Genomic DNA, 15134 nt, shown 5'->3' on the forward strand with positions numbered 1-15134 from the left:
CCACTTTCCACGCCGTCCGAAGTTTTTTTGAAAAGTCGCGTAATGGATGGCGAGGAGGGCGCTCTCTCCTTGTGCGGGCCGGTCATGGGACCGGTCCACAAGCACCGGAAGGTCGTGCACTGACATGCTGAACGTCGTGGAACGCGAGCTGGAACTGAAGCTGGTCCTGTCGCCCGAGCGCTCCATCCCCGTACCCGCCCGGCTGGTGTACCGCGCCGATGACCCGTACGCCGTGCACATCGCCTTCCACATCGGCTCCGACTCCCCCGTGCACTGGACGTTCGCCCGGGAGTTGCTGGTGGAAGGGGTGTTCCGGCCGTGCGGGCACGGGGACGTACGGATCTGGCCGACCAAGATCGACGACCGCAACGTCATCTTCGTCGCCCTGACCTCACCCGACGGCAACGCCCTGCTGGAGGTGCCGTCCGCCGCCGTGGCCGCCTGGGTGGAGCGGACGCTGCGGGTGGTGCCGCCCGGTACGGAGAGTGAGCGGCTCGGCATCGACGACGCGCTCGCCGAGCTGCTGGCGCCGCTGCCGGCCGACGACCTGTGGCTGAGCGACCCGTGGCCCTCGGACGAGTCCCCGTCGCAGGACGGTGAGGTGTGAGGAGGGTTTCGGAAGGGCTCCGGGTCTTAGAAGAGCTTGCCGGGGTTGAGGAGGCCGAGCGGGTCGAACGCCGCCTTGATGCCGCGCTGGAGTTCCACGCCGGTCTCGCCCAGTTCCCGGGCGAGCCACTCCTTCTTCAGGACCCCGACGCCGTGTTCGCCGGTGATGGTGCCGCCCAGTTCCAGGCCGAGCGCCATGATCTCGTCGAAGGACGCGCGGGCCCGGCGGGACTCGTCGGGGTCCAGGTGGTCGAAGCAGACGGTGGGATGGGTGTTGCCGTCGCCCGCGTGGGCGCAGACGCCGATGGTGAGGTCGAACTTCTCGGCGATGGCGGCGGTGCCCGCCAGCATCGCGCCGAGCTTCGAGCGCGGTACGCACACGTCGTCGATCATCGTGGCGGATTTGACGGCCTCCAGCGCGGTGAGCGCCATCCTGCGGGCCTGGAGCAGGAGTTCGGACTCGGCGGCGTCCTCGGCGGGGACGACCTCGGTGGCGCCCGCGGCCGTGCACAGGGCACCGACGGCTGCCAGGTCGGACGCCGGGTCGGGAGTGTCGAAGGCGCAGAGCAGCAGCGCCTCGGTGGATTCGGGGAGCCCCATGCCCGCCATCGCGTTGACCGCGTGGACGGTCGTACGGTCCATCAGTTCGAGGAGTGACGGAGTGTGTCCGCGCTCCATGATCCGGCAGACCGCGTCGCAGGCGGCGGCCGCGGAGGGGAATTCGGCGGCGAGGACGAGCTGCCGCGGGGGCTGCGGCTTCAGCGCGAGGACGGCCTTGACGACGATCCCCAGGCTGCCCTCGGAGCCGACGAAGAGACGGGTGAGGTCGTATCCGGCGACTCCCTTGGCCGTGCGGCGGCCGGTGGTCAGGAGCCGCCCGTCGGCGAGGACGACATCGAGACCGAGGACGTATTCGGCGGTGACCCCGTACTTCACGCAGCACAGGCCGCCGGACGCGGTGCCGATGTTGCCGCCGATGGTGCACGTCTCCCAGCTGGAGGGGTCCGGGGGGTAGTGGAGGCCGTGCTCGTTCACCGCGCGTGTCAGGACGGCGTTGATGACACCCGGCTCGACGACGGCGATCCGGTCGACCGGGCTGATCTCCAGAATCCGGTCCATCTTCACCAGGGAGAGCACGATGCAGCCCTCGGAGGCGTTGGCCGCGCCGGACAGACCGGTACGGGCGCCCTGCGGGACGACCGGGACACGCAGCGCGGTGGCGGTGCGCATGACGTGCTGGACCTGCTCGACCGTGCGCGGCAGCACGACGACGGCCGGAGCACCCGCGTCGCAGAAGCTCGCCATGTCGTGCGCGTAGGAGGCGGTGACGTCCGGGTCGGTGATCAGTGCCTCGGCGGGCAGGCCCGCGCGCAGCTGTCCGAGGAGATCGCTCATGATCCAAGACTGGCACCCGGGGCCAATGGTGTGAACCCGTCTGCGACGGGGTTCCCAAGGAGCGGTGTGCTCTTCGTACTGACGCAGAGTGATCGCCATGGATGTCACGCCGCAGCAGGACCCGGAGCCCCGCCAGCCGCCCGAGCCGTCCCCCTACCCGCCGGAGCCCGAAGGCGCGAGGGATCTCCCTCCCCACGCCACGGAGCCCGAAGGCGCGACCGCGGTCCCGCCGCCGCCTCCCACGCTCCGTACGACGCTGCGCAGGGCCGCGCTCGGCACGGTGGCCGCGGCCGTACTGGTCGCCGGTGCGGTGGTGGCCGTTCCGGACGGCGACCGGGACGCGGGCCCGAAGGTGCCGGGGCCGGCCGAGCGGGCCCGTGCGGCGGCGACCGCGGGTTCCCCGGCCTCGCTCTCCGACCTGACCGCGCTGATCGGGGACCGGCAGAAGTGGGTGGATGAGCATCCGACCGACGCACCGTCGTGGGCGCTGCTCGGTACGGCGTACGTGGAGTGGGGGCAGCGGTCCGCGGACACGGCGTACTACGCGCGGGCCGAGGAGGCCCTGAAGCGGTCGCTGGAGGCCCTGGCCGGTGAACGCGGCAACGGGGAGGCCTGGGTGGGCCTGGCCGCGCTCGCCAACGCGCGGCACGACTTCGTCGCGGCGAAGCGGTGGGGCGAGACGGTACGGGCGCGCGAGCCGAAGACGTGGAGCACGTACCCGGTCCTGATCGACGCGTACAACGGCCTGGGCGACTACAAGGCCGCGGGCAGGGCGACGGAGAAGTTCGGGCAGTTGCGCAAGGGCGTTCCGGCGCTGGCCCGGACGGCCGACATGTACCGCGCCCAGGGGTGGCGCGAGGACGCCCTGGCCACCGCCCGGGAGGCGGCGGACCGGGCCACCACCCCCGCCGAGAAGGCGGCGGCCCTGCACCGCCTCGGCGACCTGGCGTGGGAGCGCGGCGAACCGGAGGAGGCGGTGGCGCAGTACGACGCGGCGCTGCGCACCGACGGCGGCCACCATGCCTCCCTGGCGGGCCGGGCCCGCGCCCTGACGGCCCTGGGCCGCACGGACGAGGCGCTGGCCGCGTACCAGGCGGTGGTGCAGAAGCTCCCCAGCCCGGAGTACGTCCTCGAACTGGGCGAACTGTACGAGTCGTTGGGCCTGGACGGCGACGCCCGTACCCAGTACGCGAAGGTGCGCACGCTGCTGTCACGGGCGAAGGACGCCGGGGTCAACGAGTCGCTGCTCCGGGCGCGTTACGAGAGCGACCACGGTGACGCGGACGCGGCGGTGGAGCTGCTGCGGGCGGAGTGGTCACGGCAGCACCGCAGCGCGGCGGTGGCGGACGCGCTGGGCTGGGCGCTGCACCGGTCGGGCAGTTCGCAGGAGGGGCTGGAGTACGCGCGGCGGGCCGTCGACACGGGCATCCGCAACGCCTCGTACGCGTACCACCTGGGCACGATCGAACGGGAGCTGGCCCAGTACGGGTCGGCCCGTCGTCATCTGGAGGAGTCCCTGCGCACCAACCCGTCCTTCTCCCCGCTGGCCGCGCCCCGTGCCGAGGAGGCCCTGGCGGCCCTGGGCGAGCCCGCGTCGGGCGGGCCGAAGGACATGCGGCCCGAGCCGCAGCGGTCCTCCGCGCCGGCGCCGCGGCCCGAGCCCGAACCGGAGCCCGCGCCGACGAAGGCCGCCCCGTCGGAGCCGGCGGCCCCGTCCCCCGCCCCGTCTAAGGCGAGGCAGCACAGCCCCGAGCCGCAGCGGCCGGGCGCGGCGGGACCGCCTCCGGCGTCACCTGCGAAACCGTCCGCGTCGGGGTGACCCGCGCACCGCCGCGCACCGGCCGGGGCGCGGCGCCCTACCAGGGAAGCTCCCGCAGCTGCTGCACACACAGCACGACGAACAGCAGACCGGCCGCCACGAGCATCGTGTTGCTGAGGAGGCCGTTGCGCCATTCCCTCGGTGTACGCGAGGAGTTGAGCAGCCACACCAGCGTGAGCGCCAGGAAGGGCATGAAGAACGCGCCGAGCACTCCGTACACGACGACCAGTCCGAACGGCTGGTCCAGCCAGAGCAGCGTCATCGGCGGGAACGTCAGCCACAGCAGATACGCCCGGAAGGGGAGGGAGTGCTCCTTCGTCCCGGCCGCCACCTCCTCCACCGTGCTCGCGCCGTCCCCGGCTCCCGCCCCCTCGCGCCGGAAGCGGTCGACGAAGTCGGCGAACATCAGGCTCACGCCGTTCCACACCCCGATGAGGGAGGAGAAGGACGTGGCGAAGAAGCCGACCAGGAACAGCTTGGCGGTCGTCGCGCCGTAGCGGTCCTCAAGGATCACGCCGAGGTCGATCAGGCCCCGGTCCCCCTTGGTGAGGGCGATGTGGGAGGAGTGCAGCAGCTCCGCGCCGACGACCAGCATCGCCACGACGAAGATGCCGGTGGTGATGTAGGCGACCCGGTTGTCGAGGCGCATCACCTTCATCCAGGAGGAGTTGGTCCAGCCCTTGGCGTTCACCCAGTAGCCGTACGCCGCCATGGTGATCGTGCCGCCGACGCCGCCGATCAGCCCGAGGGTGTAGAGGAGCGAGCCGTCCGGGAGCACGGGGGCCAGCCCCGCGAAGGACGCGCCGACATCGGGGCCGACGCGTACGGCGACGTACACGACCACCACGAACATCACGCCGATGAGGACGGTCATGACCTTCTCGAAGACGGCGTAGCGGTTGAACCAGACGAAGGCCAGACCGATCAGGCCCGTGATGATCGCCCATGTCTTGAGGTTCGGACCGTCCGGGAACAGCGCGACGATGGGCAGGGCGGACGACGACATGGCCGTCGCGCCGTAGATGAAGCCCCAGACGACGACGTAGATCGCGAAGTAGACGGTGGTCCACGGGCCGAGGCTGCGCCACCCGTCGAAGAGGGTCCGCCCGGTGGCGAGATGCCAGCGGCCGGCCGCCTCGGCCAGGGAGATCTTGACGACGCAGCCGATGACGGCGGCCCACATCAGGGTGTAGCCGAACTTGCTGCCCGCGATCAGCGTCGCGACGAGGTCACCGGCTCCGACCCCGGTCGCCGCGACGACGATGCCGGGACCGATGTACGTCCAACTCGACTTGCGCGGATGGGCATGGGGCGTGTCGGCACCACTGCCGGTGACGGTGCCGCCGCCGGTATCGGTGCCGGCACCGCTTCCGGTACCGCTGCCGATGCCGCTGTCGGTCGCTTCTGCCATCGCCGACGTCCTCCCGCTCGTCCCCGGATGTGATCCAGCTCACCAAAGCGGGAGTGCGGGCGTTGCGCAAGGGGGCCGCACGCGAGGGGCGGGGCACCCGGTCCTCCGGTTGCCCCGCCCCGTACCGCGGTCCCTGCCGTTCGCCGTACGGTCAGAGGTTGCCGCGCCTCTCCTGCTCGCGCTCGATCGCCTCGAACAGGGCCTTGAAGTTGCCCTTGCCGAAGCCCATCGAGCCGTGCCGCTCGATCATCTCGAAGAAGACCGTCGGACGGTCCTGGACCGGCTTGGTGAAGATCTGCAGCAGATAGCCGTCCTCGTCCCGGTCCACGAGGATCTTCAGCTCGCGCAGCGTCTCCACCGGGACGCGGGTCTCGCCCGCCCACTCGCCGAGCGTGTCGTAGTACGAGTCGGGGGTGTCCAGGAACTGGACGCCGGCCGCGCGCATCGTACGGACCGAGGCGACGATGTCGTTCGTGGCGAGGGCGATGTGCTGGACACCCGCGCCGCCGTAGAACTCCAGGTACTCGTCGATCTGCGACTTCTTCTTCGCGATCGCCGGCTCGTTGATCGGGAACTTCACCTTCAGGGTGCCGTCGGCGACGACCTTCGACATCAGGGCGGAGTACTCGGTGGCGATGTCGTCGCCCACGAACTCCTTCATGTTGGTGAAGCCCATGACCTTGTTGTAGAAGGCGACCCACTCGTTCATCCGGCCGAGCTCGACGTTGCCCACGCAGTGGTCGATGGCCTGGAAGGTGCGCCTGGCGGGCGGCTCGACGATCGGGGAGGCCGCCGTGTAGCCGGGGAGGTACGGGCCGTCGTAACCGGAACGCTCCACGAGGGTGTGGCGGGTCTTGCCGTACGTGGCGATGGCGGCCAGCACGACGGTGCCGTTCTCGTCCTTCACCTCGTGCGGCTCGGTGAGACCGGTGGCGCCGTGCTCCACCGCGTAGGCGTACGCGGCGCGGGCGTCCGGTACCTCGATGGCGAGGTCGACCACGCCGTCGCCGTGCTCCGCGACGTGGGCGTCGAGGAAGGTGCCCCATTCGGTGGACGCCTTGATGACGGAGGTGAGGACGAAGCGGGCGGAGCCGTTGGTCAGGACGTAACTCGCGGTCTCGCGACTGCCGTTCTCCGGTCCGGAGTAGGCGACGAGCTTCATGCCGAAGGCGGTCGAGTAGTAGTGCGCGGCCTGCTTGGCGTTGCCCACGGCGAAGACGACCGCGTCCATTCCCTTGACCGGGAAGGGATCGGCCTGCCGGGCGGTGTCAGGGGTGGTGTGCAGAGTCTCAGTCATATTCGAAGGCTCCCCTCGCGTCGCAAGGTGCGCAACAGTTCGCGCATTCGCTGGGCAACCTGTGCACCCCATGGGCACTATGGTCGGGCGTTCTGTACAGGATGACCATCGGAGGCGGCGGTATGGCGATCGATCATCTGGACGGGCAGCTGATCGTGCTGCTGGCCCGCGAACCCCGGATCGGTGTGCTCGAAGCGTCCCGTCGGCTCGGCGTGGCGCGCGGCACCGTCCAGGCGCGCCTGGACCGCCTTCAGTCGAATGGCGTCATCCGGGGCTTCGGACCGGACGTCGACCCGGCGAAGCTCGGCTACCCCGTCACCGCGTTCGCGACGCTGGAGATCAAGCAGGGCCAAGGGGCCGATGTACGGGCCCATTTGGGCGGCGTGCCCGAAGTGCTCGAACTGCACACCACCACGGGGCACGGCGACATGTTCTGCCGTCTCGTCGCCCGCTCCAACGCCGATCTCCAACGGGTGATCGACCGGGTCGTCGGTTTTGATGGCATTGTCCGGGCCTCCACGGCCATCGTCATGGAAAACCCTGTGCCCCTGCGTATTCTCCCGCTCGTGGAGCAGGCTGCAAAGGACACTGTCCGAGCCGAGGAGTGACGTGTGAGCTTCTGGGAGTACCTGAGCACTCGGCACCAACAGCTTCTCACCGACGCGTTCCAGCACGTCAGCGCCGTGTTCCAGTGCATGGTCATCGCGACCGCGCTCGGGGTCCTGATCGGTGTGGTCACCTATCGCAGCGGCTGGGCCGGTTCGCTGGCCATCACCTCGACGGCGACGGTCCTCACCATCCCCTCCCTCGCCGCGATCGGTCTGCTGATCCCGCTGGTCGGGCTGGGCGTCGCCCCCACCGTCATCACCCTGACGATGTACGGGCTGCTGCCCATCGTCCGCAACTCCATCGTGGGGCTGCGCGGCGTCGACCCCTCGCTGGTCGACGCGGCGAAGGGCATCGGGATGTCACGGTTCGCCCGGCTGCGCAAGGTGGAGCTGCCGCTCGCCTGGCCGCCGATCCTCACCGGAATCCGGGTCTCCACGCAGATGCTGATGGGGATCGCCGCCATCGCCGCGTACGCCTCCGGGCCCGGCCTCGGCAATGAGATCTTCCGCGGTATCGCCTCGCTGGGCAGCGCCAACGCCATCAACCAGGTCCTCGCGGGCACGCTCGGCATCGTCGTTCTCGCCCTGCTCTTCGACGCCGCGTACGTGCTGCTCGGACGGCTCACCATCCCCAGGGGGATCCGTGTCTGAGACCGAGTCCGGGCCTCCCTTCGAGACCCCCTTCGGGGCCGAGGAGAACGACGGGTCCGAACGGACCGACGGGGCCCGGCGGAGGGACGGGGCCGACGGGAGCGGGGGGACCTCCACGGCCACCTCCGGGGCCACCATCCAGCTGGAGGAACTGACCAAGATCTACCCCGGCAACCCCAACCCGGCCGTCGAGAACGTCTCCATGGACATCAAGGCCGGTGAGACCGTGATCTTCGTGGGGCCGTCCGGCTGCGGCAAGTCCACCACCCTGAAGATGATCAACCGGCTGATCGAGCCGTCCTCCGGCCGAATAAGGATCAACGACGAGGACGTCACCGACATCGACCCGGTGAAGCTGCGCCGCAAGATCGGGTACGCGATCCAGTCGTCCGGGCTCTTCCCGCACATGACGGTCGCCGAGAACATCGCCCTCGTACCGAAGATGGTCGGCTGGTCCAAGTCCCGGGTGAAGGACCGGGTGGAGGAGATGCTCGACCTGGTGGGGCTGGACCCGCGCGAGTTCCACGGGCGCTACCCGCGCCAGCTGTCCGGCGGGCAGCAGCAGCGGGTGGGGGTCGCACGGGCGCTGGCGGCCGATCCCCCGGTGCTGCTGATGGACGAGCCGTTCGGCGCGGTCGACCCGATCACCCGCGACCACCTCCAGGACGAGCTGATCCGGCTCCAGCACGAGCTGCACAAGACGATCGTGTTCGTCACCCACGACTTCGACGAGGCGATCAAGCTGGGCGACCGGATCGCGGTGCTGCGCGAGCGTTCGCACATCGCGCAGTTCGACACCCCGGAGGCGATCCTCACCAACCCGACGGACGACTTCGTCTCCGGGTTCGTGGGCGCGGGCGCCGCGCTCAAACGCCTCAACCTGACGCGCGTACGGGATGTGGGCATCGCCGACTTCCCGACGGTGACCGTCGACGACCCGCTCCAGTCGATCTTCAACAAGCTGCGCAGCGGCCCGCACAACGAGCTGTTGATGCTGGACCGCAGGAACCGCCCGTACAAGTGGCTGCGGCGCGGCGACCTGATGCGGGCCCGCGGCTCACTGGCCCGCGCCGGGCAGTTGGTGCACGACACGGTGACCCGGGACGCCACCCTGCACGACGCGCTGGAGGCGGTGCTGACCGACAGCGGGGGGCGGGTCGCGGTGACCGGGCGGCGCGGCGAGTTCATCGGCGTCGTCGACATGCACACCCTCATGGACAACGTGCAGGAGCTCCTGGAGGCCGACCGGCTCACCGCCATGGAGCACCAGCACCATCTGGAGGACCTGCGCACCCACCGGACCGAGCAGGAGCTGGAGGGGGGTGGCGGCGGCGTATGAGTCCCAGCCATCCGGGGTCTCCCGAGCCCGGCGTGTCCAAGACACGGCCGCCGGGCGAACACGACGTCAAGGGGCACGCCTTCCGCGACGAGGAGTCGGAGCCCTCGCCCCCGCCCGCCGGTCCGCCGCGCCGGATCAGCTGGCGCAAGCTGGTGGTGCTGCCTGCCGTGCTGGCGGTCGTCCTGGCGATCACCTACATGTGGATCACCAACATCCAGCTCGACTCGATCGCGGAGAACTCGCTGTCCGGCGGGAATGTGCAGCTGCGGCTGTGGCAGCACATCAGGCTGACGGCGATCTCCACCTTCTGGGTGCTGATCATCGCGATCCCGCTCGGCATCGCCCTGACCCGGCGCGGGCTCAGCAAGGGCGCCCCGGTGGTCACGGCGATCGCCAACATCGGGCAGGCCACCCCGGCGATCGGTCTGCTGGCACTGCTGGTGATCTGGCTGGGCATCGGCCCGTCGACGGCGATCGTGGGCATGGTGATCTACGCGGTGCTGCCGGTGCTGTCCAACACGGTGGCCGGCCTCAAGGCGATCGACCCGACGCTCGTGGAGGCATCGCGCGGGATCGGGATGTCGGGGCTCGGGACGCTGCGGAAGGTGGAGCTGCCGCTCGCCGTTCCGCTGATCCTGGCGGGGGTGCGGACGGCGCTGGTGCTCAATGTGGGTACGGCGACGCTGGCCACGTTCGGCGGGGGCGGCGGACTCGGTGACCTGATCACCTCGGGCATCCAGACACAGCGGATGCCGGTGCTGGTGCTGGGGTCCGTACTCACGGTGGTGCTGGCGCTGCTGGTGGACTGGATGGCCTCGCTGGTCGAGCTGTCGCTCACGCCGCGCGGTCTGGAGGCGCCGTGATGCGCCGGCCCGGGGCCGGTCTGCCGGTCGTCCTGGCCCTGTCGCTGGTGCTCGCCGGGTGCGGGCTGAAGAGCGGCTCCCCGATGGTGGACGACGTGGCGCCGGGATCGGTCGGCCGGGGCGAGCCGCTCAAGGGTGCCTCCCTGACGGTCACCTCGAAGAACTTCAGCGAGAACATCATCCTGGGCCAGATGATCGGCCTGGTGTTCGAGGCGGCCGGTGCGGAAGTCCTGGACCGGACGAACCTGCCGGGCTCGATCAGTGCGCGCGAGGCGATCGTCAAGGGCGACGCCGATGCGATGTACGAGTACACGGGCACCGCCTGGATCACGTATCTCGGTCACGCCGAGCCGATCATCGATCCGCTGAAGCAGTGGGAGGCGGTCCGGGACGAGGACCGGAAGAACGGGGTGACCTGGCTTCCGCAGTCGACCCTCAACAACACATACGCGCTGGCCATCAGCAAGAAGAACAACGCGAAGTACAAGCTGAAGACCCTCTCGGACGTCGCCGCGCTGGCGAGGAAGGACCCGAACGCGGTCTCGATCTGCGTGGAGAACGAGTTCGCCGCCCGCGACGACGGGCTGCCCGGCATGCAGAAGGCGTACGGGATGTCGATCCCGGCCTCCCACATCCGGAAGATGGACGCCGGGATCATCTACACCCAGGTCTCCAAGTCCAGCTCCTGCCTGCTGGGCGAGGTGTTCACCACGGACGGCCGGATCAAGGCGATGGACCTGGACGTGCTCCGGGACAACAAGCACTTCTTCCCCAACTACAACGCGGCCCCCGTCATCCACACGGCGACCTTCGAGAAGTACCCGGAGATCGCGGGGCTGCTGGACCCGGTCAGCAGGAAGCTGACGACAGAGGTCGCACAGGTGCTCAACGCGAAGGTGGACGTGGACGGGGAGGACCCGCACGAGGTGGCCAAGGAGTGGCTGGTGGCGGAGGGGTTCATCGAGGAGGGGTGACGGGGAGACCGGCCATGAGTTCCAAAGAACACGCTGCAAAGAACCTGTTGCAAAGGAGTCTTTGTAACTCTACAGTTGCGGCATGGCAGAGAACGAGGCCGACCGGGACGCCCGGCCGACCGGCACCCCGAACATCCACACGGTGGACGCCCGCACCCTGCGCGGGCTGGCCCACCCCCTGCGACTGCGACTGCTGAGCACCCTGCGGGAGTTCGGTCCGGCCACCGCGTCCGGCCTCGCGGACCGGCTCGGTGAATCCAGCGGCGCCACCAGCTACCACCTGCGCCAACTGGCCTCGTACGACTTCGTGGAGGACGCCCCGGAGCTCGGCAAGGGGCGCGAGCGGTGGTGGCGGGCCGTCCATCTGGGCACGGCGTTCGACAGGAGCGCGGACTTCCTCCGCGACCCGAATCCGGAGGTGCGCGAGGCCATCGGGGTCGTCCTGCGCGAGGTCACCACCTCGCACACCCAGGAACTCGACACCTGGCTCGGCACGATGCACGAGTGGTCCGAGGAGTGGCAGCACAGCTGGGACGTCAGCGACTTCAAGGTGCGCCTCACTCCCGAACTCTCCCTGGAACTGGCCGAGAAGATCCATGAACTCATCGAGAGCTACCGGGGCCGGGTCCCCGAAGGCACCGAGGGATCGGCCACCGTCCGCAGTCATGTGCACGTCTTCCCGCGCCGCTCCGACTGAGCCGACGCACCGCGTGAGCCGAACCTGCCGCGGTACCGGCGTACCGCCTGAGCCGACCCCGCCGCCGCGCTGACGCACCGCCCCTGCCGCCCCGTCGACTGAAGGGATCACACCGCCATGCACTCCGACATCCACTCCCTCCTGCACACCTACCACTCCGCCGAACTGCACCGCGATGCCACGGCGATCCGGCCGGTCCGTCAGGGCCTGAAGACCCAAGTGGGCTGGAGGCTGGTCGAGTTCGGCCTCCGCCTGGTCCAGGAGCGGCCCGCCCCCGCGGTGGTGCGGCGCATGCCGCGTACCGCGTAACCATGACCGGGGGGAAGAACATGGGTCACCGCACACCGCTCGTCGCCGTTCTCGCGGCCAACTCCATATCCACGGCGGGCACTTCGCTCACGCTGATCGGCGTCCCCTGGTTCGTCCTGGAAACCACGGGCAGTGCGGGGCGGGCGGGCGTCGTCGCCTTCTGCGCCACGCTGCCGATCGTCGTCTCCGCGCTGATCGGCGGACCGGTCATCGACCGGATCGGCCGGCGCCGGGTCGCCGTCGCGTCCGACACCGTCTGCGGCCTCGCCATCGCCACGATCCCGCTGCTGCACTACGCGGGGGCACTGGAATTCTGGACGCTCTGTGCGCTGATGGCGCTCAACGGCCTGGTCCACACACCCGGCAACACCGCGCGCTACGTCCTCGTACCGGACCTCGCCGAGCATGCGGGCACCACGCTCGCCCGCGCCGCCAGCACTCTTCGACGCCGTCTCGCGCGGCGCCCGCATGGTCGGGGCGGCACTCGCCGGGCTGCTGATCGCGCTGGTCGGGGCGGAGACCGTACTCCTGCTGGACGCGGCCACGTTCGGGCTGTCCGCACTGCTGGTGGCGGCAGGGGTACGGGGGGTCCGGGCCGCCGAGCCCCGCAAGGCCGCCGCGCCGGTCTCGCTGCGTACGTACCGCGCCGAACTGCGCGAGGGATACGCCTACTTGCTCGGCAACCGGCTGCTGCTGGCCGTCGTGATCATGGTGATGTTCATGAACGGCACCGACCAGGGCTGGAACGCCGTCCTGCTGCCGGTGCACACCGAGGGCGAGCTGGGCGGGGCCACCGACCTCGGGCTGCTCACGGCCCTGTTCGGCGCGGGCGGACTGACGGGGGCCCTGCTGTACGGGGCGGTGGGGCACCGGTTCTCCCGGCGGACCGTGTTCACCGTGTGCGTGATCCTGTGCGGGGCGCCGCGGTTCCTGGTGGCCGCGCTGACCGGCAGCACGCTTCCGCTCGCGGTGACGATGCTGCTGGGCGGGGTCGCGGGCGGCATGCTGAACCCCATCCTGACCACGGTGACGTACGAACGCGTCCCCGAGCGGCTGCGCAGCCGCGTCTCCGGGGCGCTCACCGCGGGCTGCGAGCTCGCCATGCCGGTGGGCGGCCTCGCGGCGGGCCTGCTGGTGGAGAGCATGGGGGCGACAGGGGCGCTGCTGGCGATGGGCGGGGTGTACTTCCTGGCGACCCTGAGCCCGCTGGTGTTCCCGGCATGGCGGACGATGGAAGGACCGCCGGACTCCCCCGAGCACGGTTCCGGGCACGAATCCGAGCGCGGTTTCGGGCACGAATCCCGGCACGAATACCGGCACGAATCCGGGCGCCACTCCGCCGTACCGGAGCCCGAGCGCGTCCCCGTATCCGAGCCCGTGACCGCCCCGGCGGGGAAGGACGGTGCGGTCAGCAGTTCGGGACCTTCTCGCCCTGCTCCAGCGAGCGCAGCGAGTCCACGGCGCCCTTGAGCGTCGTGACGGGGATCAGCCGGAGGCCGTCGGGCCGCTCCGCCTTCGCCTGCTTGCACTCGGCCTTCGGCACCAGGAAGACCGTCGCCCCGTCGCGGCGGGCGGCCTGCGTCTTCAGCGACACCCCGCCGACCGCGCCGACCTTGCCGTCCGCGTCGATCGTGCCCGTACCCGCGATGGTGCGGCCGCCGGTCAGGTCTCCGCCCGAACCGTCGCCGTCCAGCTTGTCGATGATGCCGAGGGTCAGGAAGAGCCCGGCGCTGGGACCTCCGACATCGCCGAGGTCCAGGCTGATCCTCATCGACCCGAGGTCCCGGCCGAGGTAGTTCAGGGCCGCGTCGACAGCGACGTTCTGCGACTCCTTCATATCGTTCAGATTGTGCTGCTCGATCTCCTTCTCGGAGCCGCCGCTCGGATAGACGGAGTCCCGGGGCATCACGGCCCGGTCCGTCCTGAACCAACCGTCGAGCACATCACCGATACCGACATCGGCGTTCGGCGAGGTCGCGAAGATGGTCGTCATCCGCAGCTGCCCCTCCGTGGTGCGGGTGGGGGCGCCGGTGATGGTGATCACGGGCTTGCCGTCGTTCTTCCCGAGGACGTTCGCGGTCGTGCCGGGCTGCGCCAGGGTGAACGGCAGCGGTGCGAAGGCGGCCGTACCGAACAGAGCGAGGACCGGCAGCGCGCAGAGGGCGAGAACAAGGGGGCGCGAGAGACGAGTGAGCACGCGCCCAATCTATCTGCCCGGCCCCCGGCCGCTGTCTGCCAGCCACCGTCGCGGGGGCTACCCCTGTCTGCCCGCCACCGTCGCGGAGGGGGCTACCTCAGCGCGTCCGCCACCTCGCGGGCCGCGTCGAGGACCCGCGGTCCCACCCGTTCCGGTACGGCGTCGGCGAGCATCACCACTCCGACGCTGCCCTCCACCCCCGACACCCCGACCAGAGGGGCGGCCGCGCCACTGGCGCCGGCCTCCAGCTCGCCGTGGGTGAGGGTGTAACCGGGGTGGTCGGCCAGCGTCTTCTGCCGGGCGGTGAGTATGGCCCGGCCCGCGGCCCCCTTGTCCAGCGGGTGCCGGAAGCCGGCCCGGTAGGCCACGTGGTAGTCGGTCCAGGTCGGTTCGACGACGGCGACCGCGAGTGCGTCGCTGCCGTCGACGAGCGTGAGATGGGCGGTGGCCCCTATGTCCTCGGCCAGGGAGCGCAGCGCGGGCAGCGCGGCTTCCCGGACGAGCGGATGCACCTGACGGCCCAGGCGCAGCACACCCAGACCGACCCGGGCACGGCCGCCCAGGTCACGTCGTACCAGGGCGTGCTGCTCCAGGGTGGCGAGCAGGCGGTAGACCACGGTGCGGTTGACACCGAGTTTGTTGGACAACTCGGTGACGGTCAGACCGTGATCGGTGTCGGCGAGCAGTTTGAGGACACGCAGTCCTCGGTCGAGCGTCTGGGAAGTCTCCGCGGTCACGACGCCCTCTCCTCTTCGGGTGAGCGACGGCGGCCGTCTTCCGGCGGTTGCGACGCCGGTCCCAGCGGCGACGCACGGAGAAGCCGCCGGTCTGGCAAGGCACCGGCTGCGCTCCGCGGCGACACTGCCACGGGGCGTTCATATTGCGGGGGACAGTAGCGAGCCAGTCCGCTCAGCGGAAGACCTCGTCCAGAATCCGGTCGCTGCCGGAACACGACGGGGCCGATGGAG

Annotated in this window: 14 protein-coding genes and 1 pseudogene; 10 read left to right on the forward strand and 5 right to left on the reverse strand. The window is 70.3% G+C overall.

Features of this window, described 5'->3' with window-relative positions; all coding sequences use genetic code 11:
* Window positions 1-124 precede the first annotated feature (124 nt).
* Window positions 125-607: an SsgA family sporulation/cell division regulator gene (locus tag OG251_RS14280; RefSeq protein WP_326677537.1), complete on the forward strand. Its 483-nt coding sequence runs from the start codon at window positions 125-127 to the stop codon at window positions 605-607.
* 26 nt (window positions 608-633) lie between these two features.
* On the opposite strand, the gene OG251_RS14285 is transcribed toward OG251_RS14280, so the two are convergent.
* Window positions 634-2001 (reverse strand): FAD-binding oxidoreductase, encoded by a 1368-nt coding sequence (locus OG251_RS14285; RefSeq protein ID WP_326677538.1) that lies wholly within the window; start codon window positions 1999-2001, stop codon window positions 634-636.
* 97 nt (window positions 2002-2098) lie between these two features.
* On the opposite strand from OG251_RS14285, the gene OG251_RS14290 reads away from it, so the two are divergent.
* Window positions 2099-3820: a tetratricopeptide repeat protein gene (locus tag OG251_RS14290; protein WP_326677539.1), complete on the forward strand. Its 1722-nt coding sequence runs from the start codon at window positions 2099-2101 to the stop codon at window positions 3818-3820.
* A gap of 37 nt (window positions 3821-3857) precedes the next feature.
* Here the strand turns inward: OG251_RS14290 and OG251_RS14295 are convergent, their stop codons facing one another.
* On the reverse strand, window positions 3858-5231 hold the full coding sequence (locus OG251_RS14295; protein WP_326677540.1) for an Nramp family divalent metal transporter: 1374 nt from the start codon (window positions 5229-5231) through the stop codon (window positions 3858-3860).
* 151 nt (window positions 5232-5382) lie between these two features.
* Window positions 5383-6528 carry a 4-hydroxyphenylpyruvate dioxygenase gene (gene hppD / locus OG251_RS14300; protein ID WP_326677541.1) on the reverse strand — a complete coding sequence of 382 codons (1146 nt, stop codon included), beginning with the start codon at window positions 6526-6528 and terminating at the stop codon, window positions 5383-5385.
* Between the two features lie 122 nt (window positions 6529-6650).
* Between hppD and OG251_RS14305 the strand changes: the two genes are divergently transcribed.
* The 8 genes and pseudogenes from OG251_RS14305 (at window position 6651) to OG251_RS14340 (ending at window position 13439) form a co-directional block, all read left to right on the forward strand.
* Window positions 6651-7136: an Lrp/AsnC family transcriptional regulator gene (locus OG251_RS14305; RefSeq protein ID WP_326677542.1), complete on the forward strand. Its 486-nt coding sequence runs from the start codon at window positions 6651-6653 to the stop codon at window positions 7134-7136.
* 3 nt (window positions 7137-7139) lie between these two features.
* Window positions 7140-7787 carry an ABC transporter permease gene (locus OG251_RS14310; protein WP_073723740.1) on the forward strand — a complete coding sequence of 216 codons (648 nt, stop codon included), beginning with the start codon at window positions 7140-7142 and terminating at the stop codon, window positions 7785-7787.
* Window positions 7788-7923: 136 nt separating this feature from the next.
* Complete coding sequence (locus OG251_RS14315) at window positions 7924-9126, forward strand: ABC transporter ATP-binding protein (protein ID WP_326681258.1); 1203 nt, start codon at window positions 7924-7926, stop codon at window positions 9124-9126.
* Window positions 9123-9989 (forward strand): ABC transporter permease, encoded by an 867-nt coding sequence (locus OG251_RS14320; RefSeq protein WP_326677543.1) that lies wholly within the window; start codon window positions 9123-9125, stop codon window positions 9987-9989. Before OG251_RS14315 ends, OG251_RS14320 begins: the two co-directional genes overlap by 4 nt.
* On the forward strand, window positions 9989-10963 hold the full coding sequence (locus OG251_RS14325; RefSeq protein WP_326681259.1) for a glycine betaine ABC transporter substrate-binding protein: 975 nt from the start codon (window positions 9989-9991) through the stop codon (window positions 10961-10963). Before OG251_RS14320 ends, OG251_RS14325 begins: the two co-directional genes overlap by 1 nt.
* Window positions 10964-11045: 82 nt before the next feature.
* Window positions 11046-11660: a winged helix-turn-helix domain-containing protein gene (locus OG251_RS14330; protein WP_326677544.1), complete on the forward strand. Its 615-nt coding sequence runs from the start codon at window positions 11046-11048 to the stop codon at window positions 11658-11660.
* Window positions 11661-11777: 117 nt separating this feature from the next.
* Window positions 11778-11969 carry a hypothetical protein gene (locus tag OG251_RS14335; protein ID WP_326677545.1) on the forward strand — a complete coding sequence of 64 codons (192 nt, stop codon included), beginning with the start codon at window positions 11778-11780 and terminating at the stop codon, window positions 11967-11969.
* A gap of 20 nt (window positions 11970-11989) precedes the next feature.
* Window positions 11990-13439 (forward strand): annotated as a pseudogene (locus OG251_RS14340) (MFS transporter).
* On the opposite strand, the gene OG251_RS14345 reads toward OG251_RS14340, so the two are convergent.
* Complete coding sequence (locus OG251_RS14345; RefSeq protein WP_326677546.1) at window positions 13378-14166, reverse strand: S16 family serine protease; 789 nt, start codon at window positions 14164-14166, stop codon at window positions 13378-13380. The pseudogene OG251_RS14340 and the gene OG251_RS14345 sit on opposite strands and share 62 nt — an antisense overlap.
* A gap of 92 nt (window positions 14167-14258) precedes the next feature.
* Window positions 14259-14903 carry an IclR family transcriptional regulator gene (locus tag OG251_RS14350; RefSeq protein ID WP_073723754.1) on the reverse strand — a complete coding sequence of 215 codons (645 nt, stop codon included), beginning with the start codon at window positions 14901-14903 and terminating at the stop codon, window positions 14259-14261.
* Window positions 14904-15134 lie beyond the last annotated feature (231 nt).

It is taken from the genome of Streptomyces sp. NBC_01237, from assembly GCF_035917275.1.
GTDB lineage: Bacteria > Actinomycetota > Actinomycetes > Streptomycetales > Streptomycetaceae > Streptomyces.

Excerpts from the sequence above, each read along its gene's own strand:
- OG251_RS14280 (WP_326677537.1), top strand. The coding sequence starts at position 125 with ATGCTGAACGTCGTGGAACGCGAGCTGGAACTGAAGCTGGTCCTGTCG.
- OG251_RS14330 (WP_326677544.1), top strand. The coding sequence starts at position 11,046 with ATGGCAGAGAACGAGGCCGACCGGGACGCCCGGCCGACCGGCACCCCG.
- OG251_RS14320 (WP_326677543.1), top strand. The coding sequence starts at position 9,123 with ATGAGTCCCAGCCATCCGGGGTCTCCCGAGCCCGGCGTGTCCAAGACA.
- OG251_RS14305 (WP_326677542.1), top strand. The coding sequence starts at position 6,651 with ATGGCGATCGATCATCTGGACGGGCAGCTGATCGTGCTGCTGGCCCGC.
- hppD (WP_326677541.1), bottom strand. The coding sequence starts at position 6,528 with ATGACTGAGACTCTGCACACCACCCCTGACACCGCCCGGCAGGCCGAT.
- OG251_RS14335 (WP_326677545.1), top strand. The coding sequence starts at position 11,778 with ATGCACTCCGACATCCACTCCCTCCTGCACACCTACCACTCCGCCGAA.
- OG251_RS14325 (WP_326681259.1), top strand. The coding sequence starts at position 9,989 with ATGCGCCGGCCCGGGGCCGGTCTGCCGGTCGTCCTGGCCCTGTCGCTG.
- OG251_RS14285 (WP_326677538.1), bottom strand. The coding sequence starts at position 2,001 with ATGAGCGATCTCCTCGGACAGCTGCGCGCGGGCCTGCCCGCCGAGGCA.
- OG251_RS14290 (WP_326677539.1), top strand. The coding sequence starts at position 2,099 with ATGGATGTCACGCCGCAGCAGGACCCGGAGCCCCGCCAGCCGCCCGAG.
- OG251_RS14295 (WP_326677540.1), bottom strand. The coding sequence starts at position 5,231 with ATGGCAGAAGCGACCGACAGCGGCATCGGCAGCGGTACCGGAAGCGGT.